29 protein-coding genes are annotated in these 26,325 nt (G+C 63.8%); 11 read left to right on the forward strand and 18 right to left on the reverse strand.

Going from position 1 to position 26,325, the window contains the following annotated elements; translation table 11 throughout:
* Window positions 1-84 precede the first annotated feature (84 nt).
* The gene (locus tag I6F37_RS09095) at window positions 85-1,740 is read right to left on the reverse strand and encodes an acetolactate synthase large subunit (RefSeq protein WP_225150991.1); all 1,656 of its coding nucleotides are present in this window, start codon (window positions 1,738-1,740) and stop codon (window positions 85-87) included.
* A gap of 162 nt (window positions 1,741-1,902) precedes the next feature.
* On the opposite strand from I6F37_RS09095, the gene I6F37_RS09100 reads away from it, so the two are divergent.
* Window positions 1,903-2,775 carry a bifunctional helix-turn-helix transcriptional regulator/GNAT family N-acetyltransferase gene (locus I6F37_RS09100; protein WP_225150993.1) on the forward strand — a complete coding sequence of 291 codons (873 nt, stop codon included), beginning with the start codon at window positions 1,903-1,905 and terminating at the stop codon, window positions 2,773-2,775.
* Between the two features lie 55 nt (window positions 2,776-2,830).
* Complete coding sequence (locus I6F37_RS09105; RefSeq protein ID WP_109144036.1) at window positions 2,831-3,217, forward strand: ester cyclase; 387 nt, start codon at window positions 2,831-2,833, stop codon at window positions 3,215-3,217.
* Between the two features lie 21 nt (window positions 3,218-3,238).
* On the opposite strand, the gene I6F37_RS09110 is transcribed toward I6F37_RS09105, so the two are convergent.
* Window positions 3,239-4,459 carry an MFS transporter gene (locus tag I6F37_RS09110; RefSeq protein ID WP_109144037.1) on the reverse strand — a complete coding sequence of 407 codons (1,221 nt, stop codon included), beginning with the start codon at window positions 4,457-4,459 and terminating at the stop codon, window positions 3,239-3,241.
* 68 nt (window positions 4,460-4,527) lie between these two features.
* Complete coding sequence (locus I6F37_RS09115) at window positions 4,528-4,803, reverse strand: hypothetical protein (RefSeq protein WP_156447105.1); 276 nt, start codon at window positions 4,801-4,803, stop codon at window positions 4,528-4,530.
* Here I6F37_RS09115 and I6F37_RS09120 point away from each other — a divergent pair.
* Window positions 4,802-5,257, forward strand: coding sequence for a cupin domain-containing protein (locus I6F37_RS09120; protein WP_036000949.1), 456 nt, complete (start codon window positions 4,802-4,804; stop codon window positions 5,255-5,257). The two genes, I6F37_RS09115 and I6F37_RS09120, sit on opposite strands and share 2 nt — an antisense overlap.
* Window positions 5,258-5,270: 13 nt before the next feature.
* Here I6F37_RS09120 and I6F37_RS09125 read toward each other — a convergent pair whose 3' ends face one another.
* Window positions 5,271-5,846 carry a DUF308 domain-containing protein gene (locus I6F37_RS09125; protein WP_074447870.1) on the reverse strand — a complete coding sequence of 192 codons (576 nt, stop codon included), beginning with the start codon at window positions 5,844-5,846 and terminating at the stop codon, window positions 5,271-5,273.
* Window positions 5,847-5,923: 77 nt separating this feature from the next.
* Window positions 5,924-6,508, reverse strand: a complete 585-nt coding sequence (locus I6F37_RS09130) for a TetR/AcrR family transcriptional regulator (protein WP_225150994.1) — start codon at window positions 6,506-6,508, stop codon at window positions 5,924-5,926.
* Between the two features lie 80 nt (window positions 6,509-6,588).
* Here I6F37_RS09130 and I6F37_RS09135 point away from each other — a divergent pair, with 80 nt between their 5' ends.
* Window positions 6,589-7,089: a peptide deformylase gene (locus I6F37_RS09135; RefSeq protein WP_225150996.1), complete on the forward strand. Its 501-nt coding sequence runs from the start codon at window positions 6,589-6,591 to the stop codon at window positions 7,087-7,089.
* A 163-nt stretch (window positions 7,090-7,252) separates the two neighbouring features.
* Here the strand turns inward: I6F37_RS09135 and I6F37_RS09140 are convergent, their stop codons facing one another.
* Both I6F37_RS09140 and I6F37_RS09145 read right to left on the reverse strand, forming a co-directional pair.
* The gene (locus I6F37_RS09140; protein WP_225146625.1) at window positions 7,253-7,615 is read right to left on the reverse strand and encodes a helix-turn-helix transcriptional regulator; all 363 of its coding nucleotides are present in this window, start codon (window positions 7,613-7,615) and stop codon (window positions 7,253-7,255) included.
* A complete protein-coding gene (locus tag I6F37_RS09145; protein WP_036000961.1) occupies window positions 7,615-8,277 on the reverse strand; it encodes an SRPBCC family protein in 663 nt (220 codons plus the stop codon). The genes I6F37_RS09140 and I6F37_RS09145 overlap by 1 nt, the downstream gene beginning before the upstream one ends.
* 173 nt (window positions 8,278-8,450) lie before the next feature.
* Here I6F37_RS09145 and I6F37_RS09150 point away from each other — a divergent pair, with 173 nt between their 5' ends.
* Window positions 8,451-8,801 (forward strand): cupin domain-containing protein, encoded by a 351-nt coding sequence (locus I6F37_RS09150; RefSeq protein WP_109144042.1) that lies wholly within the window; start codon window positions 8,451-8,453, stop codon window positions 8,799-8,801.
* 161 nt (window positions 8,802-8,962) lie between these two features.
* Here I6F37_RS09150 and I6F37_RS09155 read toward each other — a convergent pair whose 3' ends face one another.
* From I6F37_RS09155 to guaA, 5 genes are all read right to left on the reverse strand, one after another.
* Entirely contained in the window at window positions 8,963-10,219 is a 1,257-nt protein-coding gene (locus tag I6F37_RS09155; RefSeq protein WP_225150998.1) for a serine hydrolase, read from the reverse strand.
* A 307-nt stretch (window positions 10,220-10,526) separates the two neighbouring features.
* The gene (gene cydB / locus I6F37_RS09160) at window positions 10,527-11,537 is read right to left on the reverse strand and encodes a cytochrome d ubiquinol oxidase subunit II (protein WP_225151000.1); all 1,011 of its coding nucleotides are present in this window, start codon (window positions 11,535-11,537) and stop codon (window positions 10,527-10,529) included.
* Window positions 11,534-12,979, reverse strand: coding sequence for a cytochrome ubiquinol oxidase subunit I (locus I6F37_RS09165; protein ID WP_057028924.1), 1,446 nt, complete (start codon window positions 12,977-12,979; stop codon window positions 11,534-11,536). The genes cydB and I6F37_RS09165 overlap by 4 nt, the downstream gene beginning before the upstream one ends.
* A gap of 299 nt (window positions 12,980-13,278) precedes the next feature.
* Entirely contained in the window at window positions 13,279-13,716 is a 438-nt protein-coding gene (locus tag I6F37_RS09170) for a nuclear transport factor 2 family protein (RefSeq protein WP_225140216.1), read from the reverse strand.
* A 213-nt stretch (window positions 13,717-13,929) separates the two neighbouring features.
* The gene (gene guaA / locus I6F37_RS09175) at window positions 13,930-15,528 is read right to left on the reverse strand and encodes a glutamine-hydrolyzing GMP synthase (RefSeq protein WP_225151002.1); all 1,599 of its coding nucleotides are present in this window, start codon (window positions 15,526-15,528) and stop codon (window positions 13,930-13,932) included.
* Between the two features lie 260 nt (window positions 15,529-15,788).
* On the opposite strand from guaA, the gene I6F37_RS09180 reads away from it, so the two are divergent.
* On the forward strand, window positions 15,789-16,121 hold the full coding sequence (locus I6F37_RS09180) for a DHCW motif cupin fold protein (protein WP_036000985.1): 333 nt from the start codon (window positions 15,789-15,791) through the stop codon (window positions 16,119-16,121).
* Window positions 16,122-16,384: 263 nt separating this feature from the next.
* Window positions 16,385-16,594, forward strand: coding sequence for a cold-shock protein (locus I6F37_RS09185; RefSeq protein WP_008141931.1), 210 nt, complete (start codon window positions 16,385-16,387; stop codon window positions 16,592-16,594).
* A gap of 205 nt (window positions 16,595-16,799) precedes the next feature.
* On the opposite strand, the gene I6F37_RS09190 is transcribed toward I6F37_RS09185, so the two are convergent.
* Both I6F37_RS09190 and I6F37_RS09195 read right to left on the reverse strand, forming a co-directional pair.
* A complete protein-coding gene (locus I6F37_RS09190; RefSeq protein WP_225151004.1) occupies window positions 16,800-18,101 on the reverse strand; it encodes an RsmB/NOP family class I SAM-dependent RNA methyltransferase in 1,302 nt (433 codons plus the stop codon).
* 28 nt (window positions 18,102-18,129) lie between these two features.
* Window positions 18,130-18,552 (reverse strand): MAPEG family protein, encoded by a 423-nt coding sequence (locus I6F37_RS09195; protein ID WP_036000992.1) that lies wholly within the window; start codon window positions 18,550-18,552, stop codon window positions 18,130-18,132.
* A gap of 153 nt (window positions 18,553-18,705) precedes the next feature.
* Between I6F37_RS09195 and I6F37_RS09200 the strand changes: the two genes are divergently transcribed.
* The 3 genes from I6F37_RS09200 to I6F37_RS09210 all read left to right on the forward strand — a co-directional run bounded on the left by I6F37_RS09200 (window position 18,706) and on the right by I6F37_RS09210 (window position 20,965).
* Window positions 18,706-19,320 (forward strand): acriflavin resistance protein, encoded by a 615-nt coding sequence (locus tag I6F37_RS09200; RefSeq protein ID WP_225112223.1) that lies wholly within the window; start codon window positions 18,706-18,708, stop codon window positions 19,318-19,320.
* 69 nt (window positions 19,321-19,389) lie between these two features.
* The gene (locus I6F37_RS09205; RefSeq protein ID WP_225112222.1) at window positions 19,390-20,232 is read left to right on the forward strand and encodes a metallophosphoesterase; all 843 of its coding nucleotides are present in this window, start codon (window positions 19,390-19,392) and stop codon (window positions 20,230-20,232) included.
* A gap of 202 nt (window positions 20,233-20,434) precedes the next feature.
* Complete coding sequence (locus I6F37_RS09210; protein WP_225112221.1) at window positions 20,435-20,965, forward strand: DUF992 domain-containing protein; 531 nt, start codon at window positions 20,435-20,437, stop codon at window positions 20,963-20,965.
* Between the two features lie 18 nt (window positions 20,966-20,983).
* On the opposite strand, the gene I6F37_RS09215 is transcribed toward I6F37_RS09210, so the two are convergent.
* Window positions 20,984-21,925 carry an alpha/beta fold hydrolase gene (locus I6F37_RS09215; protein ID WP_036022562.1) on the reverse strand — a complete coding sequence of 314 codons (942 nt, stop codon included), beginning with the start codon at window positions 21,923-21,925 and terminating at the stop codon, window positions 20,984-20,986.
* A gap of 234 nt (window positions 21,926-22,159) precedes the next feature.
* On the opposite strand from I6F37_RS09215, the gene I6F37_RS09220 reads away from it, so the two are divergent.
* A complete protein-coding gene (locus I6F37_RS09220; RefSeq protein WP_036001015.1) occupies window positions 22,160-22,756 on the forward strand; it encodes a phasin family protein in 597 nt (198 codons plus the stop codon).
* Between the two features lie 118 nt (window positions 22,757-22,874).
* Here I6F37_RS09220 and I6F37_RS09225 read toward each other — a convergent pair whose 3' ends face one another.
* From I6F37_RS09225 to I6F37_RS09235, 3 genes are all read right to left on the reverse strand, one after another.
* Window positions 22,875-23,168, reverse strand: a complete 294-nt coding sequence (locus I6F37_RS09225) for a hypothetical protein (RefSeq protein ID WP_057028917.1) — start codon at window positions 23,166-23,168, stop codon at window positions 22,875-22,877.
* Window positions 23,169-23,425: 257 nt separating this feature from the next.
* Window positions 23,426-24,448, reverse strand: coding sequence for an NADP-dependent oxidoreductase (locus I6F37_RS09230; RefSeq protein ID WP_225112220.1), 1,023 nt, complete (start codon window positions 24,446-24,448; stop codon window positions 23,426-23,428).
* Window positions 24,449-24,635: 187 nt separating this feature from the next.
* The gene (locus tag I6F37_RS09235; protein WP_225112219.1) at window positions 24,636-26,201 is read right to left on the reverse strand and encodes a winged helix-turn-helix domain-containing tetratricopeptide repeat protein; all 1,566 of its coding nucleotides are present in this window, start codon (window positions 26,199-26,201) and stop codon (window positions 24,636-24,638) included.
* Window positions 26,202-26,325 lie beyond the last annotated feature (124 nt).

Here is a 26,325-nt window from a genome sequence, read left to right on the forward strand (position 1 = left end):
CAGAATCTTTCGGCGGCGACAGTCTGGATTGCTTCGTCGCAAGGGCTCCTCGCAATGACGAACGGTGAGAGCGTTGCACAAAATTCACGCCTTCGCCTTCTCGTGCGCCCGCAGTTCGTCCACCAGCACCCGCACGTTCTCCGAATAATCGATCGGGACCACGACCAGATGCACGCCGCCTTCCCTGAAGGCGGCATCGAGCGTCGTGCCGAAGCTGTCGATGCTTTCGATGCGATGACCCTTGGCGCCATAAGCCTTGGCGTATAGTGCAAAATCCGGATTGCCAAACGTCATGCCGTAATCGGCAAAGCGGTCGACGGCCTGCTTCCAGCGGATCATGCCGTAGGCCTTGTCCTCCAGCACCAGCACGACCAGGTTGAGCTTGAGGCGGACCGCCGTCTCCATCTCCTGGCTGTTCATCATGAAGCCGCCGTCGCCGGCAACCGCAAGCACGCGGCGGCCGGGATAGAGCATCGCGGCCATCATCGCCGACGGCAGGCCGGCGCCCATGGTCGCCAGCGCATTGTCGAGCAGCAGCGTGTTGGCGACGCGGGTGCGGTAGTTGCGCGCAAACCAGATCTTGTACATGCCGTTGTCGAGGGCGACGATGCCGTTCTCCGGAATCACCTGGCGGATGTCGTGCACGATGCGCTGCGGCGTCGGCGGCCAGCGCGCTTCGGTGGCGCGGTCGGCGATGTGCTTCAGTATCTCTTCGCGCAGCGGCAGCAGCGCCGCGGCCTGCGGCAGCTTGCCTTCGAGGCGATCCGCCAGCAGCTCCAGGCTCGGGCCAACATCCCCGACGACCTCGGCATCCGGGAAATAGACCTGCTCGACGCTTGCCGGCGTGTAGCTGACGTGAATGACCTTTGGCCCTGACGGCCCCATGATGAATGGCGGTTTCTCGATCGGGTCGTGACCGATCGCAACGATCAGGTCGGCAGCGTCAATGGCATCATGCACATAGTCGCGCTCGGACAAGGCGGCAGTGCCCATGTAGAGATTGGTGCCGCCGGGCACGGTCCCCTTGCCCATCTGCGTCGTGAAGAACGGCATGCCTGTCCGCCGCACGAAGCTTGCGATGCCGTGTGTCGACCGCGGCCGGCTGGTCGCCGCGCCCATCATCACCAGCGGGCGCTTGGCGGCCATGATCATCTCGGCGGCGCGGTCGAGCGCGGCGCGATGGGCGACCGGGATTTCGATCGGATGGACCGGGATCACGGGGACCGCAGGCACCTCGTCCCCGGCAACGTCCTCGGGCAGTTCGAGATGCACCGGCCCGGGCCGCTCCTCCATCGCGACGCGAAAGGCGTCGCGCACCACGGTCGGGATACTGGAGGCGCTGACGATCTGCCGCGACAGTTTCGTGAGCGGCTTCATGGTCGCCACCACGTCCACGATCTGAAAGCGGGCCTGCCGGCTGCTCATGATCGGCTTCTGGCCGGTGATCAGGATCATCGGCATGGCACCGAGATGCGCATAGGCGGCGCCCGTCGACAGATTGAGAGCACCCGGGCCGAGCGTCGACAGACAAACGCCGGGCTTGCCGGTCAGCCGCCCGTGCGTTGCGGCCATGAAGGCCGCGGCCTGCTCGTGGCGGGTCAGGATCAGCTCGATCCTCGAAGCACGCAGCGATTCGACCAGATCGAGATTCTCTTCGCCGGGGATGCCGAAGATGCGGTCAACACCCTCATTCTCCAACGCCGCGACAAACAGGTCCGATCCCTTCGCTTTGCGTTCCATCCCGCCCAATGCCGCCTCCGCTCGTTGTGAATTCAGACTCCCCGAGCGGCCGCATGGTAACGGCTCGCGACACGGGAACAACTCACAAAGAGGCGCGCAACTGCAACTCGATCAGCTCTCGCTCGATTGACAAGCCGCGATATCTGACTAAAGTCAGATATCATGCTCGATCCCGTCTTCCGCGTTCGCCGCTTCAACCGCGCCGTCACCTCTGCCGTCGGAGCGCTCGATACGTCGTTTCTCGGGCGCGGCCGGCCGCTGGGTGCCGCGCGCGTGCTCAATGCGATCGGGCACGGGCGATCGGACGTGGCGGAGATCCGCGACTATCTCGGTCTCGATTCCGGGCTGATGAGCCGGCTGCTCCGCAGCCTCGAGGACGAAGGGCTGATCGAGACCGCCGCACGCGAGGACGATGCGCGGCGGCGCATGGCAACGCTCACACGGTCGGGCCGGCGCGAGTTCGCAGCCTACGAGGCGCTGTCCAAGGCGCAGGCCGAAGGCCTCCTCGCGCAACATTCGCAACGCGAGGCGTTGCTGGCGGCGATGGACCTGATCGCCTCCGCGCTGACGCGCGAGCGCGTCGCGCTGGAGGAGACGGATCCGCGCTGCGAGCAAGCGCGCTACTGCCTCGGCGAGTACTATGCCGAGCTCGGCCGCCGCTTCAGCCAGGGCTTTGACGTCTCGCTGTCACGCGACCCCGACGCCAAGGACATGCGCCGGCCGCGCGGCACATTCCTCGTTGCGATGTCGGACACGCTGCCGATCGGCTGCGTCGGCTTGAAGGGCACCGATCACGGCTACGCCGAGATCAAGCGGCTGTGGGTCGCGCCCGCCGCGCGCGGGCTGCGGCTCGGCCGCCGCCTGATGGATGCGGCCGAGAGCGCCGCGCGCGAGCTCGGCATCGCGCTGCTGCGGCTCGACACCAACAGCGCACTGCCCGAAGCCGGTCAGCTCTATCGCAGCACGGGCTGGCGCGAGATCCCGCGGTTCAACGACGATCCCTATCCGGACCTCTTCTTCGAAAAGCGCCTCTGACGCTGGACCGGTTCGCGGTCCTCGCGCGTTGGTCGAGGCCGTGGGAGCTTCGATAATGATGAGAGACGACCTCGCCGACATCTACCGCGCCTACATCGCTTGCCTGAATCGGCGGGATTGGCCGGCACTCGGACAATTCGTGCATGAGGAGGCCACCCACAACGCGCGGCCCCTTGGGCTTGCGGGCTATCGCGCGATGCTGGAACGGGATGTTCGGGAGATCCCCGATCTGCAGTTCCATATCGAGATGCTGATCTCCGATCCTCCCCGCATCGCCGCCCGATTGAAGTTTGACTGCACACCGGTCGGGACATTCGTTGGTCTTGCCGTCAACGGGCGGCGCGTGTCCTTCTGCGAAAACGTCTTCTACGAATTTCTCGACGGCAAGATCCGGCAGGTCTGGTCGGTGATCGACAAGGCCGCGATCGAGGCGCAGCTCTGACGCCACGCCTCGATCTCGAATTCACGCCGCAGCCGGCGCCACCTCGCCTTGCGGCTTTGCGAAGGGGCGGAACGTCATGGCCATCAGGAAGGCCCCTAAGCCCATGGCCCAGGAGGCGATGTAGAGCCAGGCATAGCTGGAGAAGGCATCGTAGATCAGGCCGCCGGCGAGCGGGCCGGTCGCCATGCCGAGGCTGCCGGCCATCGCCGTGCCGCCGATCACCGTGCCCATCATCTTGAGCGGGAAGTTCTCGCGGATCAAAACGGCATAGAGCGGCATGGTGCCGGCATAGATGAAGCCGAAGATCGCGCCGACCGCATAGAACGTCGTGAGCTGTTGCGCGAAGACATAGGCGAGCGCGCCGAAGGCCTGCAGCAGCAGGCCCGAGACCAGCACGCGCTTGGCGCCGAAGCGGTCGCCCATCAGCCCGAAGGCGATGCGCCCGCCGAGGCCGGCAAATCCCTCGATGCTGTAGATCGTCACCGCTGCGACCAGCGGGATGCCGCAGCTCACGGCATAGCTGACGGTGTGGATGATCGGGCCGGAATGCGTCGCGCAGCAGAAGAAGTTGGTGGCGAGGAGGATCAGGAATTGCGGCGAGCGCAACGCCTCGCCCATCGACATCTCGTTTTGTCCGGCGGTTTCGCCGGCGGGCGCGGCCGGACCTTGCGCGAGCGCCGGCGGACGGCGCACCAGGAACGAGACCGGGATCATGATGGCGCCGACCACGAGCGCGATGATCTGCATCGAGGTGCGCCAGTCGTGGCCGGAGACGAGCCAGGCCGCCAGCGGCGACATCGTCATCGGCGCCATGCCCATGCCGGCGGAGACCAGCGACACGGCGAGGCCGCGATTGGTGTCGAACCAGCCCGTGACGGTCGCCATCATCGGCGCGAAGATCGCAGCGCAAGCGGCGCCGACCAACAGGCCGAACACGATCTGGAACACGAGAAGCGAGGTGGCGTGGCTCGCCGCGAACAGGCTGAGCGCCAGCACGACCGATCCCGTCAGCACCACCGGCAGCGGCCCGAACCGGTCGGACAGCGTGCCCCAAGCCATGCTGGTGAAGGCCATGGCCAGAAAGCCGATCGTCATCGCGCTGGAGATGCCGGTCACCGACCAGCCGGTGTCCTTGGTGATCGGCTGCAGGAACACCGGCAGCGAAAACATGCCGCCGATCGCGACGCAGCCAAGCACGCCGCCGGCGGCGACGATCACCCAGCGATAGTTGGAAGAAATCATTTCAGTCTCCCGTCAGGTCTGTCTCGCGTGAAAGACGAACGGGAACTGCGCCCGCCGACAGGCCGACGTCATTTTTGCCGCACGCTTTCGTGAGCGGCCAGCAAAACTCGAAAAACAACCCCATGCACAGTAGCCGGCGCTAGCGGGATCAATGACTTACCTACCAGGAACGACAGCTCAGCGGCTCCCTGTCCTCGCGCGACATCATCACCGATCGGTTTGACACGTCGGGCAAAACAGCCGCAGAATGACAGCATCCCACACATATTGATCTGGTCCGCGATGTTCATCGTGATGATGCTTCGCGCCGCCGGTCTGTTGGTGGATTGCAGGGAGTCCCACATGCCAAAGATCGACGTCGCCACCGTGCCGGCTCGCAAGGGCTCCGGCTATCCGGCGCCTTTCAATGCGCCTTGCGCCGAGCGCATTCGCAAGCGGCTCGGCGATGCCGGAGGCTTGTCGGATTTCGGCGTCAACCTGATGCGCCTGCCGCCGGGCACCTGGTCGAGCCAGCGGCACTGGCATTCGCACGAGGACGAGTTCGTCTACATTCTCGAAGGCGAAGTGACGCTGATCGAGGATGGCGGCGAAACCGTGCTGCACGCCGGCGATTGCGCCGCCTTTCCCAAGGCCAGCGGCAACGGCCATCACATGATCAACAGGTCGAGCGTGACGGCGGTCTATCTCGAGATCGGCTCACGCTCGCCAGCCGACCTCATCACCTGCTCCGACATCGACATGATGAGCCCGGCATCGGACGGCCGCTTCCTGCACAAGGACGGCACGCCCTATCTGTAAGTGACATTGCGGCTCACAGGGCCGCACTACGGCGCCAGTCGCCGACCGTGAGCCAGACGGCCGAGACCAGGAAGTAGATCGCGCCGACGGCGGCATAGCCCGCGACATTCGCAATCGACGGCACCGCAGGCGTCGCGGCCTGGAAGATGAAGAAGCCGCCCGCCAGGGCCGACTGGCCACCGCTGAGCACCATGGCCCATTGCGCGCCGAGACGCTTCCAGCGCCGCACGGCCGTGCCGAGCTGGAGCAGTCCGGACAGGATCGCCCAGGCTCCGAAGATTCCGAGCACCCAGTTCATGCTGACCTGCAAGGCCAGGATGACCGCAATGGTGGTGGCGAGGCTGACCAGCACGTTCAGGCCCTGCGTGCGGTTCTGGTTCAAGCCACCGCTCCAGAGCGCGTCGAGATAATTGGCGGCAGCGTCCCAGGCCGGATAGGCAACGAGCAACGTCGCTGCGATCACTGCCGATGACGGCGCGATCGCGAGGGCCGCAATGACCCAAGCGACGGAAAACGCGGCACGCATGAAATAGTACTGCTTCAGCCATTGCGCCTGGTCGGCGCCCAAAGCCATCTCGCTGGTTCTCATTTTCTGCTCCTTACCTACCAGTTGGTAGTTTACGTACGACGCCGAAGCACCGCCCTGCCCGGCCTGTGCCGATCTCGTCAGTGCCTGATGGAAAGCCGCTCCAGCAGCGGCCGGGTGATTGTCCCGAAGATTTTTGGATCGCCATAGGCCCGCGCCGACAGCATCGCGCCGTGAACGGTTGCCATGAATCCCTCCGCCTCGGCCCGCGCGGTGCCGGAGAGATGGAGCCGGCCTTGCCGCTTGCCGCGCTCCATCACCGAAGCCAGCCACGACGACACGGAGCGGAAATGCGCGCGGACTTCGAGCGCCACTTCCTCGGGCAGAATCGGAAGCTCACTGGCAAGGAGCGCGCAGACGCAGAAGGGAGCCGTCGCATCCTTGATGCACGCCTCCCAATAGGCGATGTAGCTTTTGAGCTGCTCGGCGGGGTCGGCGACATTGCGCTCGAGCGCCGACAGCCCTGCCTGGGCCTCCTCGCGATAGCGCGACACCAGGGTGCGGACCAGATCGACCTTGCTGGCAAAGTGGTGGTGGATGCTCGGCTTGCGGATGCCGACGACATCGGCGATGTCGGCGTAACTGAAGCCGTTGTAGCCGCCCGCGATGATCAGCGTACGGGCGCAGCCAAGAATGTCGTCGGCGGTCGAGGAAGCGGTGCTCATGGCGCTTAGCTACCTTCCAGTAGGTAGGCGGTCAAGCGAGGATGCTTCAATGATCCGTGAGTGAGTGGTAGGAGCCCTGCATGACCATCCGCCCGATCGTGCGCTATCCCGACCGCCGGCTTGCGCTGCCGGCCCGCCTCGTCACCGCGTTCGACGATTCCTTGCGCGAGCTCGCGCAGGATCTGCTCGACACAATGCGCGCCGCGCCCGGCATCGGCATCACCGCGCCGCATATCGGCGTGCCCTTGCGCGTCGTGGTGCTGGAGCTCGACGCGAAGGACGGCCCGCAGACCTACGTCAATCCGGAGATCACATGGGTCTCGCCGGAGATGATCATGCACCGCGAAGGCAGCGTCTCGATGCCGGGGATCAACGACGAGGTGCAGCGACACGCGCGGGTGCGGATCAGCTATCGGGATCTCGACGGCAACATGCACACCGAGGAGTCCGAAGCCCTGCGAGCTGTCTGCCATCAGCACGAGATCGACCAGCTCGACGGCACGTTCTGGATTCAGCGGCTGTCGCGGCTGAAGCGGGAGCGGCTGGTGAAGAAGTTCGAGAAGATGTCGCGGAATTCGTAGGGTGGATTAGCGCAGCGTAATCCACCTGAGTACGACAAAATGAGAGAGATGGTGGATTACGCCGCCCGCTGCGCTTCGCGGCGGCCTGCTAATCCACCCTACGCTACTGCCTGTGTGGGACACCCTGGATTACGCTGCGCTCCATCCAGGCTACGGAGCCCGATTACGCCCTCTTCCCTGTCCGCTTGATGATCGGCTCCTTGCGACGCTCGCGCTTGCCGCGCGCGATCTCGGTGGCGAGCGCGTCCAGCTTCGGCTCCCAGAAAATCCTGAACTGGCCGACCCAGGCATCGACCGCTTGCAGCCCGGCGGCGTCGACCGAATAGAGGCGCCTTTGCGCCTCCGCCCGGACGCTCGCAAAGCCGCTCTCGCGCAGCACCTTGAGGTGCTGCGAGACGGCCGCCTGGGTGATGCCGAACTCGGCCCCGATGACTTCGACGACCTCGCCGGACGCCATCTCCTTGAGGCCGAGCAGCTCGAGGATGCGGCGGCGCACGGGATCGGCGAGGACCTCGAAGGCGTGCATCAGCTTCCGGTGCCGGGATGAACGATGTCGGGCGGCATCTCGCCGCGATAGAATGCGATGGTGCGGTCCGAGCGCTGCTTCGCCTCGTCAGGATCGACCCCGCTTGCGACATGCGCCGCACGCCAATATTCGCCGCTCGTCGTCATGAAGTCCTTGCCCTCGGGCGAGACCATCCACGCCTCCGCCGTTTCATGATCGACCGATGCCCCGGTCGCAAGATATCGCTCAAGTCCCGCAAGCGCGAGGTCCCAACCGATACCGACCGCACCCGGACCGAACTGATTCCAATGATCCTCGATGATCGCGGTGTGCTCAAGCGTCAGGCGCGCCTGGCTTCGCTCGGCTTTCAGGCTGACGTCGATCCAGCTCGTGGCGCCGCCGAATTCCCAGGTCGCGGCGAAATGGGTGGGCGGCGTGCAGGACGTGATGGTGCCGCCGGCATTGCCCTTGACCTGGTAGCGTCCGCCGAGCCGGAGGTCGCCCTCGACCGGCGCAAACCAGCGCGGGATCCGCTCCCTGCTGGTCACGGCGTCCCAGAGATCGTCGACGCTGGTGTCGTAGAGCCGCGTTAGCGTCACCGCGCTAGCCGGCTTGCCGTCTCTCTCCAAGCTCCTCACCGAGCGCGTCACAAGCCCCAAGACCCTGGCGACGTCGATCTGCATTTTCGGTTCTCCCTGTGGTTCATCCGCCGAACAAATATCGATCGCGACTAATATAAGTCAATACTTATATTGCGCGACGTTCCGCTGCGTCAAACCGCCCGCGAGGCGGAACCAAACAACGGCCACGGCGTCTATCGGTGCCCTCCCCCAGCTCCACAAGACGGAATGACCTCATGAAAGTTCGCAAATTCGCCATCGCCGACGCCTCGCTCGAGCGCTCACCGGGACAGGATGGCGATATTTTCGTCGCCAACATGGTCGACCAGCGCCACGGCGGACCTATCACGATCGGCTTCGGCCGCTACGCGCCGAACCAAAATCTCAAGGAGACGATGAAGGTCGACGATGTCATGATCGTCCTCGAAGGGAAGCTGTCGGTCACGAGCGACGGCAGCACCGTGACCGCGGGGCCCGGCGAGATCGTCCATATGCCGAAGGGCGAGACGGTCACGATCCGCTCGCACGAGCAAGGCGCCGTCACCGCCTATGTCACCTATCCGCATTGGCAGGAGGCGCATGAGTGAGGCACGAGCTGCGACGCCCTACCCGCCGGGCATCAGCGCCTTCGCCGGCTCGTAGGGCGGATTAGCCGAAGGCGTAATCCGCCATCTGCCAACACCGCGCGGCGAGAGATGGTAGATTACGCCGGCGGGCTGCGCTTCGCGCAACCGCAGGCCAATCCACCCTACGCACCGACCACTAGCGCTTTGGCTAGCGCCCTGTAGGCCGGCAGCGTCACGGGATCGTTGGCGGCGTTACCCGCCATCGGATGCGAGGCGTAGCGTGCGATCACCATCTCGGCCTTGGGATCGATGTAGATGCCCTGGCCGTAGACGCCGCGCGCCATGTAGGCGCCGTGCTCATTGTGCGTGATCCACCATTGATTGCGGTAGGAGGCGCCCGGCAGTGTGGTGTAGCCGGCCGGCTTGAATTTTTCGGGATCGCCGCCGCGCGCGATGTCCTCGACCACCTGCGACGGCACGATCTGGCGGCCGTTGAAGCGGCCGTGGTTGCGCATGGTCTCGCCGAAGCGGGCGAGATCGCGCAACGTGGTGGAGAGGCCGCCGCCGCCGCTCTCGGTGCCGATGCGATCGACGTGATAATGCGCATCCTCCTCCGCGCCCATCGGCTGCCAGATCCGCTCCGACAAGAGATCGGACAGCGTCAGGCCGCTGGCGCGCCTGATTATCCACGCGAGCACGTCGGTGTTGACGGTCTTGTAGGCAAAGGCCGTGCCGTGCTCGCCCTGCTTCTTCTGCGCGATGAGGAAATCGAAGATGGTGGTCAGGCCGTCATAGCCCGGCGGAATCGGCGCCATGCCGTTGGCGCGCCTGAGGCCCCACACGTCCGAGTTCTTGTCGGTATAGACCTCTGTGTAGAGCAGCCCCGTGGTCATATCCATGACCTCGTGCACACGCGCATCGCCGAACGCGCTTGGCTTCAGCTCCGGCACATAGTCCGTGACGGGCGCCTGCGGGTCGATCCTGCCCTCGGCGACCAGAATCCCCGCGAGCACGCCGGTGAACGACTTCGTCACGGACATCGCGATATGCGGCTTGTGCGGCTTCAACGCGCCGAAATAGCGCTCATAGATCAGCTTGCCCCGGTGCAGCACCGCGATGCCGTCGGTGTAGGTCTCCTCCAGCATCTTCTCGAAGGTCATGGGACGCCCGTCCATCGTGACCGAGGCAACCCGGCCGATGTCCTGCTCCGCCCGCGGCAACACCGACGCCGGCCCTGCCCCGCGCCAGACGTTCACGGTCGGCACGAGCTGGCGGATGTTGCTCCAGGCCCAGCGCAGCTCGGGGAAGCTGCGGAAGGAGCCGTCCTGGAAGGTAATGAGGCGGTCGGGGGATGGCGGGAAGCCGCGCATATAGCCGAGGGTTTCGGGGTCGGTTTCAGCGGCAGCAGGCTGCTGGCTGGCGGCAGTCGCGACGGACATTAAGCGGGCTCCTTGGAGACGATGCGGATGTCGTATCACGGGAGCAGAGGTCGGGCATCCGACGTTTGTGCCGGGGAGCTACGCACAGTCGGGATCACGTGGCCAAGCATGGCACGCGAACGGCTCGCAGCGCCGCACTATGCCGAAAGAGGATTGGCAGCCTGCCGATCCTGCCCGCTCCGGATTCCTCATCCCGCCTTGAGCAACCACCGAATCGGCAATGCGACCACGAAGAGCGTGGTGACACCTGCAGCCCACAGCGTCACGAACCATAGCAGCTGCTTCCAAGTCCGCGATGCGCGCAGCATCAGTGATACCCCTCGCCGTGCCGCACCTTGCCGCGGAAGATCCAATAGACGTAGCCGGTATAGACAAGGATCACCGGTACCAGCACCGCCGCGCCAACGAGCAGGAATAACTGGCTGCTGGGATGCGTGGCTGCCTGCCAGATCGTAATCGAGGGCGGCACGATCATCGGCCACATGCTAATGCCCAGCCCGGCATAGGAAAGCAGGAAAAAGCCCAGTGCGCACAGGAACGGCATCCCATCCTCGCCCTTTGCGAGCGCGCGATGAAAGCGCCAAGCCAACAGGGCCAGAAGGATCGGCACAGGCGCTGCGTAAAGCATGTTCGGCAGCGTCAGCCATCGCTCCCGAAACGCAGGGCTTTGGATGACCATCATCAGTGATATGAGGCCGATGAAGCCGAGTGTCGCAAATCCGAGAACGCGTGCGTAGTTGCGGCAGCGTGCCTGAAGCGCGCCGTCGGTCTTCCAGATCAGCCAGCACGCGCCGAGCAGGCCGTAGCCGACGACAAGGGCAACACCGGTCAAAACCGAGAAAGGTGTCAGCCAGTCCCACCACCCGCCGGCGTAAGCACGCCCCTCCACGCGGATGCCCTGCACGATGGCACCAAGGCAAACGCCCTGGAGCAATGCGGCCGCAAAGCTGCCCCACGAGAAGGCGCGGTCCCACCATATTTCACCAGCCGACGTCCGCGCTCGAAACCGCATTTCGAAGGCTACTCCGCGGAACACCAGCGCCAGCAGCATCAGAATGAGCGGCATGTACAGCGCAGGAAAAATCGTCGCGTAGGCCAGTGGAAACACGGCGAACAATCCGCCGCCACCGAGGACGAGCCAGGTTTCGTTGCCGTCCCAGACCGGTGCCACCGAGTTGACCATGACATCGCGATCGGGCCTCGCCACCTCGGCCGGAAACAGGATGCCGACGCCGAGGTCGAAGCCGTCCATCACGACGTAGAGCAGCACGGCCGTGGCGATCAGCAGCGCCCAAATCAATGTGAGGTCGATGCTCATGGCCGGATCCCCGCTTGCCGCGGCTCTGCTCTGTGCGTGTCTGACCCTGCTATCAAGGCTGGCGCCGGCGTGATGCCGGCCGTGCGGACCGGCTGGCCTTGTGGCGGTCCGTGCTCGCCGGCTTCAGGGGTCTGGCGGAAGAGGTGAAACAGATAAGCAATCCCCGCGCCGAACACGACAAAGTACACGACAACGAATGCCGCCAGAGACGCGGCCACCGCCGGCGCTGCGATCGGCGCCACGCTATCGGCGGTCCTCAGCAGTCCATAAACCGTGAATGGCTGGCGTCCCGCTTCCGTCACTGTCCATCCAGCCGTCACAGCGATCAGCCCCGACGGCCCCATGGCCACGGCAAAGCGGTGCAGCCATGGCGTGTCGTACAGAGCGTCGCGCCAACGCAGAACGAGCGAGGCCATGCCGAGCACGATCATCAGAATCCCCAAGCCGACCATGATGCGGAACGCCCAGAAGACGAGCGGAATGTTGGTCGGCCAGGTGTCTTTCGGGAAAGCCTTGAGCCCCTTGACCTCTCCATCAAGGCTATGCGTGAGATAGAGGCTCGCAAAGCCAGGAATGGCAATTTGGCCGCGCGTCACCCCGGCTTCGGCGTCCGGCATTCCGAACAGGATGGAAGGCGCGCGGCGCTCGGTCTCGAAGTGACCCTCCATGGCGGCGACCTTGGTGGGCTGGTGGTGATACGAATTCACCCCATGCAGATCGCCGATCAGAAGCTGTAGCGGGGCCACGATGGCGGCCATCCACATCGCCATTGAGAACATGATGCGAGCGCGTTCGTTCATCCTGTTCCGCAGCAGGTGCCAGGCGCCCACGGCTCCCACGATCATCGCGGTGGTCAGGTAAGCCGCGGTGACCGTATGGGCGAAGCGATAAGGGAACGACGGATTGAAGATGATCGCCGGCCAGCTCTCGGGGATGAATTGGCCGTCCGCTCCCATCGCGTGTCCTGCCGGCGTCTGCATCCAGGAATTTGCGGCTAGAATCCAGAAGGCCGAAAGCAAGGTGCCGCCCGCGACGAAACAGGTCGCGACGAAATGCAGGCGCGGGCCAACGCGTCCCAGGCCGAAGAGCATGACTCCAAGGAAGCCGGCCTCGAGAAAGAATGCCGTCAGCACCTCGTAGCCGAGGAGCGGCCCGAGCACCGGGGATGTCTTGTCGGCAAACACCGACCAGTTCGTGCCGAACTGGTATGACATGACCAAGCCCGACACCACGCCCATGGCGAAAGCGACGGCGAAAATCTTAAGCCAATAGCGGTAGGTATCGAGATAGGCGCCGCGGCCCGTCCACAGCCACAGCCCTTCGAGCACGGCAAGATAGCTCGCCAGTCCGATGGTGAAGGCCGGAAATAGGAAGTGCCAGACCACCGTGAAGGCAAACTGGAAGCGCGCGAGATCCAACGCGCTGGGTAATAAGTCGGACATAGCTCCGCCCCCGACATCAAGTGCGGCCCGCAGCTAACGCTTTCAACCTACGCTTGTTCCAGCTGCCTCGAACATCCGATGTCGAGGGTTTTAAGAATTCTCTGCGGGCGCTGTCCTTGAAGGCTATCCTCGGCACATTACCATCTCAATATGCCGGAATGTCCTACCCCGCGCACGGCCTGCAACGGACGAGTTGCGGTTGAGTTCGACGCGCAGAGGCCGTTCTGCCGGCTTCGAAGAGCCGGCGCAGAGCTTATTTGATCAATGCAAGTTGCTGACGCGCTGCCGTTGGGCAAGCCTCACAAGAGGCCATTGTCCTTGAGCAGTTGAACTTCATCACCCGTAATCCAGCCGAAAACCTTCAGCAGCCCATCATTCTGCTCAAGCAGATAGGCATTGGTAAAAGGCACGTCGATACGCCTGCCATCTTTCTCGAATTCGCTGCTCCAGCCCACGTGGACAAGGCAATGTGTTTCATCGATCGAATGCATCTCGATCTCGGAGACGGTGACCGCCTTGTTTCCGATCTGACGGTAGCGCTCGTATCCTTTTGAAATCCGCTCGACAAAACTGTGATCGTTGTCCCCTGCCATGACACCCTTTGGTCCTGCAGCGATATATTGGGTGGAAAAAAGCGAACGGAAAAACTCCTCATCAAGAGTACCGTCCAAGCCATCTCTGAAGGCTTGGGCATATCGTTCAAAGAACTGTTCCACTTCGCTTGTCGAGATGGTCATCGCAGCTCCTCCTTCGACTTCGAGAAAATGTTGCCAGATCCGCCGCAAGCTGACGGTGCGCTACCTATCGATCTTGGCAAAGATGGACCCTGTGCCAGCGACGCGAGTCTTGCCGGCGCTCGCAAGCACCAGCTTGAAAACGAAGAAGCCCGCATCTCTGCGGGCGTTCCAGGGTTTCACCTTTCTGGTTTCGGGCCGTGCCAACCAACCAGATCACTCCCACTCGATCGTCCCAGGCGGCTTGCTCGTCACATCATACACCACGCGGTTCACGCCCTTCACCTCGTTGATGATGCGCGTCGCGGTCTCCCCTAAGAACTTCATGTCGAACTGGTAGAAGTCCGCGGTCATTCCGTCGGTCGAGGTCACGGCGCGCAGGCCAACGACGTAATCGTAAGTGCGGCCGTCGCCCATGACGCCGACGGTCTTCACGGGAAGCAGCACGGCGAACGCCTGCCAGATTTCGTCGTAGAGGCCGTGCTTGCGGATCTGGTCGATGTAGACGGCGTCGGCTTTGCGCAGGATGTCGAGCTTGTCCCTGGTGATGTCGCCGGGGCAGCGGATGGCAAGGCCCGGGCCCGGGAACGGATGGCGGCCGACGAAGATTTCGGGCAAGCCGAGCTCACGGCCGAGCTTGCGCACCTCGTCCTTGAACAGCTCGCGCAGGGGCTCGACGAGCTTCATGTTCATGCGCTCAGGAAGGCCGCCGACATTGTGGTGCGACTTGATGGTGACGGAAGGTCCGCCGGTGAAGGAGACGCTCTCGATCACATCAGGATAGAGCGTGCCTTGCGCCAGGAAATCGGCGCCGCCGATCTTCTTGGCCTCAGCCTCGAACACCTCGATGAAGAGGCGGCCGATGGTCTTGCGCTTGGCTTCGGGGTCGGTGACGCCCTCGAGCTCGCCGAGGAATTGCTTGGAAGCGTCCACGTGGACGAGCGGGATGTTGTAGTGGTGGCGGAAGAGGTCGACGACCTGCTCGGCCTCGTTGAGGCGCATCAAGCCGTGATCGACGAACACACACGTCAGCTGGTCGCCAATGGCCTCGTGGATCAGGACGGCCGCCACGGCCGAATCGACGCCGCCAGAGAGGCCGCAGATCACCCTGCCCTTGCCGACCTGCTGGCGGATCTTTGCGATCTCCTCCTCGCGGAAGGCGCGCATGGTCCAGTCGCCGGTGAGGCCGGCGATCTTGCGCACGAAATTGCGGATGAGTTTGGCGCCGTCGGGCGTGTGCACCACCTCGGGGTGGAACATCAGGCCGTAATATTTGCGCTTCTCATCCTGGATGATTGCGAAGGGCGCGTTCGGCGAGGTGCCGGCGACGGAGAAGCCCGGCGGCATCCTGGTGATGCGATCGCCATGGCTCATCCAGACCTGGTTCTTGCTGCCTGACGACCAGACGTCCGCGAACAGCTGGCTCTCGGCCTTCACCTCGACATCGGCGCGGCCGAATTCGCGGTGATGGCCGCCCTCGACCTCGCCCCCTAACTGGGCCGCCATGGTCATCTGGCCGTAGCAGATGCCCATCACCGGCACGCCGGAATCGAAGATGAGTTGCGGGGCGCGGGGCGAGCCGGCCTCGTGCACCGATTCCGGGCCGCCGGACAGGATCACCGCTTTCGGCTTCATCTCCTCGAAGGCGGCCTCCGCCTTGTTGAACGGGACGATCTCGCAATAGACGCCGTCCTCGCGCACGCGGCGCGCGATCAGCTGCGTCACCTGGCTGCCGAAGTCGACGATGAGAATCTTGTCGTGCGCCGAGGCCACCGAGGGCGTCGACGAGGAGCGGTCGTTCTGTGCTGCTGTCATGGCCAGCCAATACGCTGGCGGCGCGCGGGCCGCAACCGCGGTGGTGGAGCGCCCACATGCTTCTTTGGGCATAGACACGAGGCGCTTAGGTAAGTAATATTTACCTAATTTGGTCAACGCAAACGTCGTCGCAACGCTAACGAGCGCTCCAAGAAAAAGCGGCCACATCGGGGCGACGATCAACGCCTCGCGCCCGCAATGACGGAGGCAACAGCGTGCGCTAACAAAAGCGGCGCCGGCTCCGAGACAGGATCGCCCCCATGAAACTCCCCACCTCCCCCTTCACCGTCACCGACTGGAGCAAGGTTGAGCCGACCACGCATCCCGGCGAGAGCGGCGAGGCCACATGGCGCACGCTCAACATCGGCGAACTCCGCGTGCGGATGGTGGAGTACTCGCCGGGCTATCTCGCCGATCACTGGTGCGATCGCGGCCACGTGCTCTATGTGCTGAAGGGCGAGCTCGACTCTGAGTTGCGCGACGGGCGCAAATTCAAGCTCACGGCGGGGATGAGCTACCAGGTATCGGACTTCGGCGACGCCGCGCACCGGTCCTCGACGACGACGGGGGCGACGCTCTTCATCGTCGACTGAGGCGCGCCGACGGTTAATTTGCACCGCAAAATAGCAAAGTCGCGCGAGGTTTCGGGTCGCGGGTGGTGCCTTGAAGTGGCCCCAAATTCTCGCTATATTGTGATCATCGATACTTGGCCGAACGACTGGGCCGCTTCGCTTCGTTGCTGACGGGCGCGCACGCTTCAGATGAATTCTCCAAACATCGACTCATCAGGGACTATGGGCGCAATGCTGCGTACCGGTCTGCGTGCGTACCTCTCTAACTAAACAAGGAAATTCCCATGGCTATGGGCACCGTGAAGTGGTTCAACACCCAAAAGGGTTATGGTTTCATCCAGCCGGATGACGGCCAGAAGGACGTGTTCGTTCACATCAGCGCCGTCGAGCGCGCTGGCCTCTCCTCCCTCAACGAGGGTCAGAAGGTCTCGTTCGACATCGTCGCCGACCGCCGCAGCGGCAAGTCGTCGGCTGACAATCTCCGCGTCGGCTAACGCCCTCGCACCGTTCTGACCGCGGACGTACCGGCAGAACGTTGGAACTCGAAAGCCCCGCGACCGGGATCGGTCTGCGGGGCTTTTGTTTTTGATGTCATTCCGGGGCGCCCGCAGGGCGAACCCGGAATCCGTGGACCCGCGGAGACCGCCGCACGATGGATTCCGGGCTCGCGCTGCGCGCGCCCCGGAATGACAACGTCGATCAGCCGGTCTTTTTCAGCACCGACACGAAAAACCCATCCGTCCCGGTCCGGCGCGGCGTCATCAGCCAGCCCTCGGCTGACTGCAGCGCAGCCTCGCCAAAGGCTTCCGCCTTGTCCCAGAGCACGCTTGCGGTCTGCTCGGGCGGGACAACCGAGAACTCGCCATGTCGGCCGACGAACGCCCTCACCTGCTCGCCGTTCTCCTCCGCCAGCACCGAGCAGGTGATGTAGGCGATGCGGCCGCCCGGCTTGACCAGCGGAACCGCGCGCTCCAGCACCTCGGCCTGGTCACGCAGGCGGATCTCCAGCGCACCGGGGCGCATCCGCCATTTGGCATCGGGGTTGCGGCGCCAGGTGCCGGTTCCGGTGCAGGGCGCGTCGATCACGACCAGGTCGGCGGTGCTGCGGATGTCGGCAAGCGAATCGGCCTCGCCCTTGGGCGTGCGGATTTCGGCGTTGTGGACGCCGGCGCGCGACAGCCGCTCATGGATCGGCGCGAGCTGGCGCTTGTCGCGGTCGGTCGCGATCAGCCGACCCTTGCCCTGCATCAGGGCGGCCAGCGCCAGCGTCTTGCCGCCGGCGCCGGCGCAGAGATCGATCACCTGCTCGCCGGGTTTTGCCGCTGTAAACTGGGCCGCAAGCTGCGATCCCTCATCCTGCACTTCAATCGCGCCCTTGATGAAATCCTCCTCCGCCTGGATGCCGGGGTTGCGCGCATCGGCCGAAAGCTCGATGCGCAGGCCGGTTGCGGACCAGGGCGTCGGTTTTGCATGAAGATGAGAAAGCGCCTTCAGCGCCTTGTCGCGGTTGGATTTTAGCGTGTTGACGCGCAGGTCCAGCGGCGCCCGGCTCGCCATGGCGGCCGCCTCCGCGGCGCGGTCCTCGCCGAACACCTTGGCAAGGTGCGGGTCGAGCCATTCCGGGTAGTCGCCGGCTACGGCGGCAGGTGCGTCCTGGAGGGAGCGCGAGGCGAGCGCAGCCTGCTCGGCCTCGGTCAGCGGCGCCGGCGCAAAGCGGCTGCCGTCGAACAAGGCGCCCATGGTCGCCGTGTCCATGTTGCGCTCGAGGCGGAGCATGCCGATCAGCCGGGCCCGTGCGGTATCGGAATCCATCAGCCAGGCGCTCGAGGCGTAGCGGCGCAGCACATCCCAGACGAGGCCGGCGATGGCGGAGCGGTCGCCGGAACCGGCGAAGCGGTGCGCGGTGCCCCACTCCTTCAGCGCCTTCGCCGCGGGCACGCGGTCCCTCTCGATGGTGTCGATCAGTTCGATGGCTGCGGACAGCCGGGCAGCAGGGGTCATTCGCGTTCTTTCAAGTGGTGCGCAGCGCCTAGATCAGCAGCAAAAGCTTCAGCGCGAAGTAAATCCACATCGCGAGCAGCACCAGCACGCCGGCGAGCCAGACCGTGGAGCGGCGGCCGAGATCGTTGGAGGAAACGAACACGCCGGCATGGGCAAAGCGCGTCACCACGAACACCCAGGACATCAGCACGATGAAGAGATCGGCGCGGCGCAAGGGCAATGCCAGCGCAATCAGGACATAGAACAGCACCGGCAGCTCGAACTGGTTGCGGTAGCAATTGGCGATTTGTGTGGCGCCCTTCGGCCAGTTTGGCTCGCCGAGCGCAATGTCGCGGATCTTGGTCTCGCCGGAGACCAGGGTCTTGCGGCGCGCCAGGACCATGCCGATCAGCAGCGCGAAGGTGAGAGCGACCTGCACGAAGACCGGCAGCAGGACCATTTGAACGGACATCGGAACTTTCCCGGGAGGCGAAATGCCGCCGACGTCATTAGCCGCGACTTTTGGCGCTGACAATGAACGACTTGAACCGGCATTCCCGCTTCCCCGACCAACCCCAGATTGTTGAAGCGATTTCGGCCCCTTGGGCCCCGAGGCGAGCCAGCCATGAATTCCTTGTCCAGCTTGTTCAGCGAAGCCGCCGCGGGCCAGCTCGGCCTCCTGATGTCGGCACTGTCGGGGATCGCGGCAGCGCTCGCGGTCGCGCTGGCCATGACGGTCTACTTCCGCCTGAGTTACAGGACCTGGCGCGACGTCATCAGGCATGGCCTGGCGACCTTGGCCGCGCTCGCGCTGTTCGCCTTTGCCGCCTACGACATGCGTCACGCGGCGCTCGCCTATCTCGGTCTCAACCCCTCCAAGCCCGCCGTCGAGTTCGAGATCCGCATGCCCCGGGAGATGCTGGCGGCGGTGGGCGACAGCCAGATCGAGCTGCACACCGACCGCAACCAGACATTGGCGCTGGTGGACGGCGTGCGCGACCTCTCGGACGGCCGGGCCGTGCTGCGCGGCGCAGTGGTGCTCAACCACCGCACGGCCGATCGCGTTCTGGTCGTGAACCTCTCAGGCAAGGGCGTCTTCGAGTTCCGCCTCCGCCTGCCGGCCGAGCCGCATCGCTCCGGCCAGTTCGGCCCCTGGCACCTCGCCGACCGCATCGCTTCCCCGCTCGCCGCTGCCGTCGCCCCGCAGGACGGCTACAGCATCCGCTATCGCGTGCTTTAAACTTTGTTCGTTGCGATCCATGCCCGGCCCGTCATCGTTCCGACGCGCGGCGACGGGTAGGATGATCGCATGCCCGAATTTCGTCTCACGCAGATTTCCGACACCCATCTCGGCCGGCGCTTTCCCGGCCTGATCGCCAACTTCCATCGCATCAGCGAGCACATCGGCGCCGGCAGACCCGATCTCGTCGTCAACACCGGCGACGTCTCATTCGACGGGCCGACCAGCCGCGACGACCTTGAATTCGCGAAAGGCCTGCACGACGCCCTGCCGGTCACCTGCCGCTATCTCCCCGGTAATCACGATATCGGGGACAATCCGACCGCGATCGGGCCGGCGCCGAAGCCGCCGGTCAGCGAGACCCACCGCCGGCAGTTCTGCGACATCATCGGCGAAGATCATTGGGCGTTTGACGCCGCGGGCTGGCGCTTCATCGGCCTCAATTCGCTGGTGATGAACTCAGGGCTCGCCTTCGAGGCCGAGCAGTTCGACTGGCTGTCTCAGGAAATCTCGCGCGTGAACGGCAGGCCGGTCGCGCTGTTCCTGCACAAGCCGCTGTTTCTCAACCTGCCCGACGATCCCGAGACGCCGGAGACGTCGATCCGCTACGTGCCGCAGCCGGCGCGGGCGCGGCTGATCGAGATGTTCGGCAAGGTCGACCTGCGTCTCATCGCCAGCGGCCACGTGCACCAGCGCCGCGACTTCACCTTCCGCCACACCCGCCACGTCTGGGCGCCGTCAGCGGGCTTCGTCATCAACGATCAGCGCCAGGACCGGATCGCGATCAAGGAAGTCGGCCTGGTCGAATACCGCTTCCAGCCCGACAGTCTCGAGGTCCGCCACATCAGGGCGGCCGGCCAGGTCGATGTCGATATCGAGGAGCTGCTCATCCAGATGGGCGACGGGCACTGATAAAATCGGCTGCGTGCAGTAGGCGCGCTTGATGTCCGCCTGTCACTCAACACCTAGCGCAGAGCCGGACACGCGTGCTCCACATCCCGACCCCGTAAGCGAGGCCTGTCTCGTGGTTCTGGAGCTTCGGCTTGCGACCAACAGGAACATCGCTGGCTCCGCGCGCATTGAAGGACGATCAGACTACGTCGATGGAGGCCCCATGACCAGGACAACGCTGAATGAAGCGAGGCTGACCAATTTGGCCACGGCTTGCGCGGCCTTGGCACTCGTCCTCACGATGGTTCCGGCAACGGCGCAGGAGGCTGGGCGCTCGAGAGCCGGCACACTCACGTGCAACATATCGCCCGGAGTCGGCATGATTGTTGCGGGACAACGGCAGCTGAGCTGCATCTATGCATCGGCACGAGGCAGGGCGCGCGAGGCTTACGAAGGCACCGTCAGCACGCTTGGTCTGGACATAGGAGCCACGTCCGGCGGTCAGCTCGTTTGGACCGTGTTTGCGCCAACGACAGTTCGCCGGGCAGCCTTGGCCGGAACTTATGCGGGCGCGACCGCCGGCGGCACTGTCGGCGCCGGAGTTGGTGCCAACCTCCTGGTGGGCGGCTCGGATCGTACGATTGCCTTGCAGCCGGTGTCCGTCCAGGCGCAGACAGGTGTGAACGTCGCAGCAGGCATATCAAGAATGGAATTGCGGCCGATTGCTGCGCCTGCACGCGGCAAGGCCCAGTGACGGCCGTCGCTGCCGATCTCAGGAGTTCGTCATTGAGTTGACGACCTCCACGATGGCGGCGGGGTCTGCGTACGTGACCATATGCCCGGCATTTGGAACAAGGTGAAGATCGGACCGAGGCAGTGCTTGATGTAAATCCTGCGCTTGTCTGAATTCGATCACTTGGTCCTCTGTTCCGTGGAATATCTGCACTCGCTCGCCGATGGCTGGATAATAAGCTTGGAATTGTGTTGCAGTTGGAATGAGGAGTGCACTTTCCTCCGCAGCCGCCCTCAACTGTGTGGGTCTGAGCACCAAAGACGCTGGAAATTCATTCCTGAACGTCTGCGGGACAGAACGGGGCGCAAAGATCTTGCGAAGAGCTCCTGGCAGGACGGCCCACGAAACGATCGGCGCGACAGTGTAACTGACCAGGTCGCCCAGGACCGGTATGGCTGGACCTGACATCAGCCACACGTCCAATCGGCCGGTCGGGAAATAGTACCCTGACGCAAGCACAAGACCCTGGGTCGGATAATCCTTTCGCACGGCGAGAGCGATAGCGACCAAGGCGCCCCAAGAATGGCCGAGCACAACCGGATTGCGGATTCCAAGTTGATTGAGTGCCTTCGCCAACAGAGCGGCTTGAGCTGCCGCGGTCCATATTCGGAGCCGCGGCCGCTGACTATAGCCAAAGCCTGGGCGATCGAAGCACACCACGCGATTGGTGCGGGCAAGAAGATCGACCAGACCGCTGATCGTGAAGTCCTGGATCATGGATCCGTTGCCATGGAGCAGCACGACGCAAGGAGCGGCCGGATCCCCTCGATCGACATAGTGGAGCACTACGCCGTCGCATTCGAGGAACTTGCCGATTGGTGGATTCCTCCACTCGGCCAGTTTGGAGAAGCCGATGTTACCGACGACGAGAAGCGCCAATAACAAGGCAGCGATGAGCAACACGGTTTCAGCGGTGGTCATTACTTACTGACCCTTGATGATCGAGGGTATGAACATGAGACCCGCGGTGCCAAGCAAGTGAACCAATCCATGGAGTAATTGGAAGTTGAGGCGCTCGTTCCTGCGCGCGATCGCGGAGGATTGATTAAAAATCACGTGCCCCGGAACGGTCGAGAAATGCCCACGTTGGCCGCTAAGGATCGCACCTGTGACGGAGAGGATCCGACGTCACCAACAATAACCAAGGAGCAACAGATGGCTAATCCACGCCAGGAGGAAAAGTCTACGCAAAGCCCTGAGGACACAATGCGCCGCGCCGCCGAAAGGACCGCTGAGCAAACCAGACGGATCGGCTTAGCTACCGCTGAGGCCAGCGAGGAGGTGGCCCAAGCCAGCAGTCACCTGCTGCAACAGAATGCCGAGATGTTGCAAAACAGTTGGCGCTTCGGCGTCGACATGGCCACTGTGATGTTGGGCCGGTCTGCTGATCAGCTTGGTCGCACGTTCGGTGTGACGGGCAATGAAACGGAGCAGGCAACAGAACGATCGGTCCGCAACGCTGAAGCAATCATGTACTCTACAACCGCGGTCGTCAAAGGAATGAACGGCGTCTCACGCGAGTACTTCGATTTCGTTCGACAGCAGATCGAGAGGACCATGGACCGTATGAATGAACTCTGGCGCTGCCGAACTCCGCAGGATTTGGCGGCTGTGCAGACCGATCTGATGCGCGATTCGATCAGAAGCGCCCTCGATACCAGCCGCCGGATGGCGGACATGTCTTTGAAGGTCGCTGACGATGCAGGAAACCATATTACTCAGAGTATCGAACGCATGCGGCACGCCGCCTAAAGCGCGATGCGATTAAGATGAATCGTCATCGCGCTTTGGGTTACTGTTTGAGCATGACTTTTCGGAAAACCGCCACCCACTTTTCCGAATCATGCTGTGTTGCGGCCTCGCGAAAGACTCAAGCCACGCTTTTAAGATCCTGCTGGATGGCCGCGAGCAGCGATTGCAGCGCAGCGCTGTTCACCGGCTTGGCCTCGGTGCCGGCTGGCTGAGCAGCGGGGCGCTGCGCAGCTTTCACGGGACGCTTCGGGAATGGCGGAGGCGCAGGCATTGCGGCCGGGGCGAATTCGCCCTCGTCCTCGGCGTGAACGAACTTGCCATGGATGACGTCGTCGCGACGGCCCATGATGAACATGGTCGCCCAATAGCCGACGGCTAGGAGGATGACGCAGAAAATACCAATCTCTAACATCGCAGCACCTAAAATATGCGCGATGATTCAATGCCTTCGTCCGGCCGTCAATGAACAGGCGGTCACACCCGCGGCTTTTGCGGGCAGGTGTGACCATTTGGTGACTCTTTCTTAACTATCCCCACGCGGCGTGTGCCCGCGGGGCCACGTAAGGCCCAGTCCCTGTCGCCTAAAGCGCGATGAATGCGCTCGCGCTTTAGGTTGTTGTTTTGGCATGATCTTTCCGGAAAACCGCTTCACATTTTTCCGGATCATGCCTAGGCCTTGTCCGGCCCGACCCGGACCAGCTGCTTGCCGAAATTGGCCCCCTTCAGCAGGCCTATGAAGGCGCCGGGGGCGCTTTCCAGGCCCTCGGTGACGAACTCCTTGTACTTGACCTTGCCGACGCGAACCCAGCCCGACATGTCGCGCAGGAAGTCGCCGTGGCGGGCGGCGAAGTCGGAGACGATGAAGCCACGGAAGGTCAGCCGCTTGGTCAGCGTGGCGCGCATCAGGCTGGCGGCCCATTTCGGCGGCTTGGCCTCGGTGTCGTTGTAATGGGCGATCAGGCCGCACACCGGCACGCGCGCAAACGGGTTGAGCAGCGGGAACACCGCCTCGAACACCGCACCGCCGACATTCTCGAAATAGACGTCGATGCCCTTTGGGCAGGCTTCCTTCAGCTTGGCGGCGAGATCGGGATCGCGGTGATCGATGCAGGCATCGAAACCGAGCTCCTTCACGACGTAGTCGCACTTGTCCTTGCCGCCGGCGATGCCGACCGCGCGTGCGCCCTTGATCTTCGCGATCTGCCCCACCGCCGAACCGACGGCGCCGGACGCACCGGCAACGACGACAGTCTCGCCCGGTTGCGGCTTGCCGATGTCGAGCAGGCCGGTATAGGCGGTCATGCCGGGCATGCCGAGCACGCCGATCGAGGTCGAGATCGGCCCGAGCTTGGGGTCCACCTTAATCAGGCCCTTGCCGTTCGAGATCGCATGAGTCTGCCAGCCCGAGCGGATGCGCACGATGTCACCGACCGCGAAATCGGGATTGTTGGAGGCCGCGACCTCGCTGACCGCCTCGCCTTCCATCACGCCGCCGACCGGCACCGGAGCTGCGTAGGACGGCCCTTCGCTCATGCGCCCGCGCATATAGGGATCGAGCGACAGCCAGATCGTGCGCAGCAGGACTTCGCCCTGCCCTGGCGTCGGAACGGCGAATTCCTCCAGGCGAAAATCAGACGGCTTGGGTTCGCCGACGGGACGCGCGGCGAGAACGATGCGTTTGGCTTGGGCCATGGCTTCCTCCTTTTGTCTTTCGATACGGACGGAAGCGGAGGCAGCGAGGCGCGTCAACACAAAAGCGGTGAGCGGTTGGCCCCTCGGAGCCGAGGGCGCGTCAGCGTCGATTCAAGGCCTATCGCCGATCAAGCCTGTTCAGATCCGTTGTCGCCGTTTCCAGCATTTTGTGCCGAGACAGCGTCCTTCATTCGGGTAGCCCGGCCATCCGCATGCCCTCCGAGGCGAGCGCGAAATCCTGCGGGCGGCGGACGAGCAGCCAATCCTCCAAAACGCTGACCCGTAAAGTCGGATCCAGCCTGCGGACGTGGGCCATCGCTTCACGGGCTTCGTCCATCCGCCCGGCTAGCGCGTGGCTCGCCGCCATGAAGGCGGCCACCCGCAGGACGTTCGGCATCTGCCGCGATGCCCGCTGCAGTGACGCCACCGCGTCGTCGAAGCGGCGGCAATACAGATGTCCCATCGCGATCCCGGTCTGCATCTGAAATATCTCGGGGTCGAGCGGGCTGAGCCGCATGGCGCGACTGAAATAGTCGATCGCGCTGTCGTGTTCGCCCATCGAGATTCGTTGATACCCGCCGAGATACCAGATCGTCGACGAATTCGGATTGAGCACCAGCGCGCGGTCTACATGGGCGACGCAGGTGTCCAGATCGCCGCCGAAATGGGGCCATGTGTGGCCGCCACGGCACAATGCAACTGCGTCGTTCTTGTTCAGCGTCACCGCGCGCTGGCACAACCGCGCCGCCTCGGCGCCATCGGCGGCGCGGTCTGCGAGCCAGCGATTCATCTTGCGCCAGTAAAAGCACCACGCCGCCATGCCATAAGCCGCAGCAAAGTCCGGATCGCGATCGATCGCCCCGTAGAACAGTGGCAACGCCGCATCGATTCCGTCGCGGGTCGCGGTGTGGAATTGCGCCAGCCCGCGGAGATAATAGTCGTAGGCATCGAGGCTTTCGGTCGGTTTGCGCTTGGCGCGTTCGATTTCGGCGAGTTCGAGCTGCGGCGCAATCGCGCCGACGACGCTGGCGGTGATCTGGTCCTGCAGTTCGAAGATGTCGTCCATCGCGCTCTCGAACCGCTCAGCCCACAGATGAGCGCCGGTAGAGGCGTCGATCAATTGTCCGGTGATGCGCACGCGGCCAGCGGAGCGGCGCACGCTGCCTTCCAGGACGTAGCGCACGCCCAGTTCGCGGCCAATTTGCTTCACATCGACCGCGCGGCCCTTGTAGGTGAAGCTGGAATTGCGGGCGATCACGAACAGCCAGCGGATTCGCGACAGACCGAAGATGATGTCTTCGACGACGCCGTCGGCGAAGTAGTCCTGAGCGGGGTCCCCGCTCAGGTTCAGAAACGGCAGCACTGCGATCGAGGGCCGGTCGGGCAGGTCGAGCGCGGCAACCGGCTTCTCCGCCGACGGCACGATCGCGATGCGCTGATCGGCCGCTACGTGCACCTCGCCGACGAAGCGGAACCCCTTGCGCGGAACGGTTCGAATCAGCCGCTGTCCCTCTCCACTGTCTTCCAGCGCCCTGCGCACAGCGTTGATGTGGCTGGCCAGCGTCGATTCCGAGACGATCCGCCCGCCCCAGACCGTGTCGAACAGATCATTCTTGCTGACGACGTGGCCGCGGTTGCGCACCAGATACAGCAGCAGATCGAAAGCCTGCGGCGTGAGGCTGACCGCCTCGGAGTCCCGCCGCAACTCCCGCCGGTCCTCATCGAGGACATAGGCTTCGAAGGTGAACCGCACCACAAAGACCCTGATTGAAACCCGAGCGGCATCCCGCTCTCGGCGCACCCCAGCCGAGGCTGCTGCGCCCTGTTTGGACGAAACTCCAAGTAGATTTCAAGCGAAAACCAAGGGCGCTGCACGT

Origin of the sequence: Bradyrhizobium sp. NBAIM08 (assembly GCF_020193935.1) — a bacterium.
Lineage (GTDB): Bacteria > Pseudomonadota > Alphaproteobacteria > Rhizobiales > Xanthobacteraceae > Bradyrhizobium > Bradyrhizobium yuanmingense.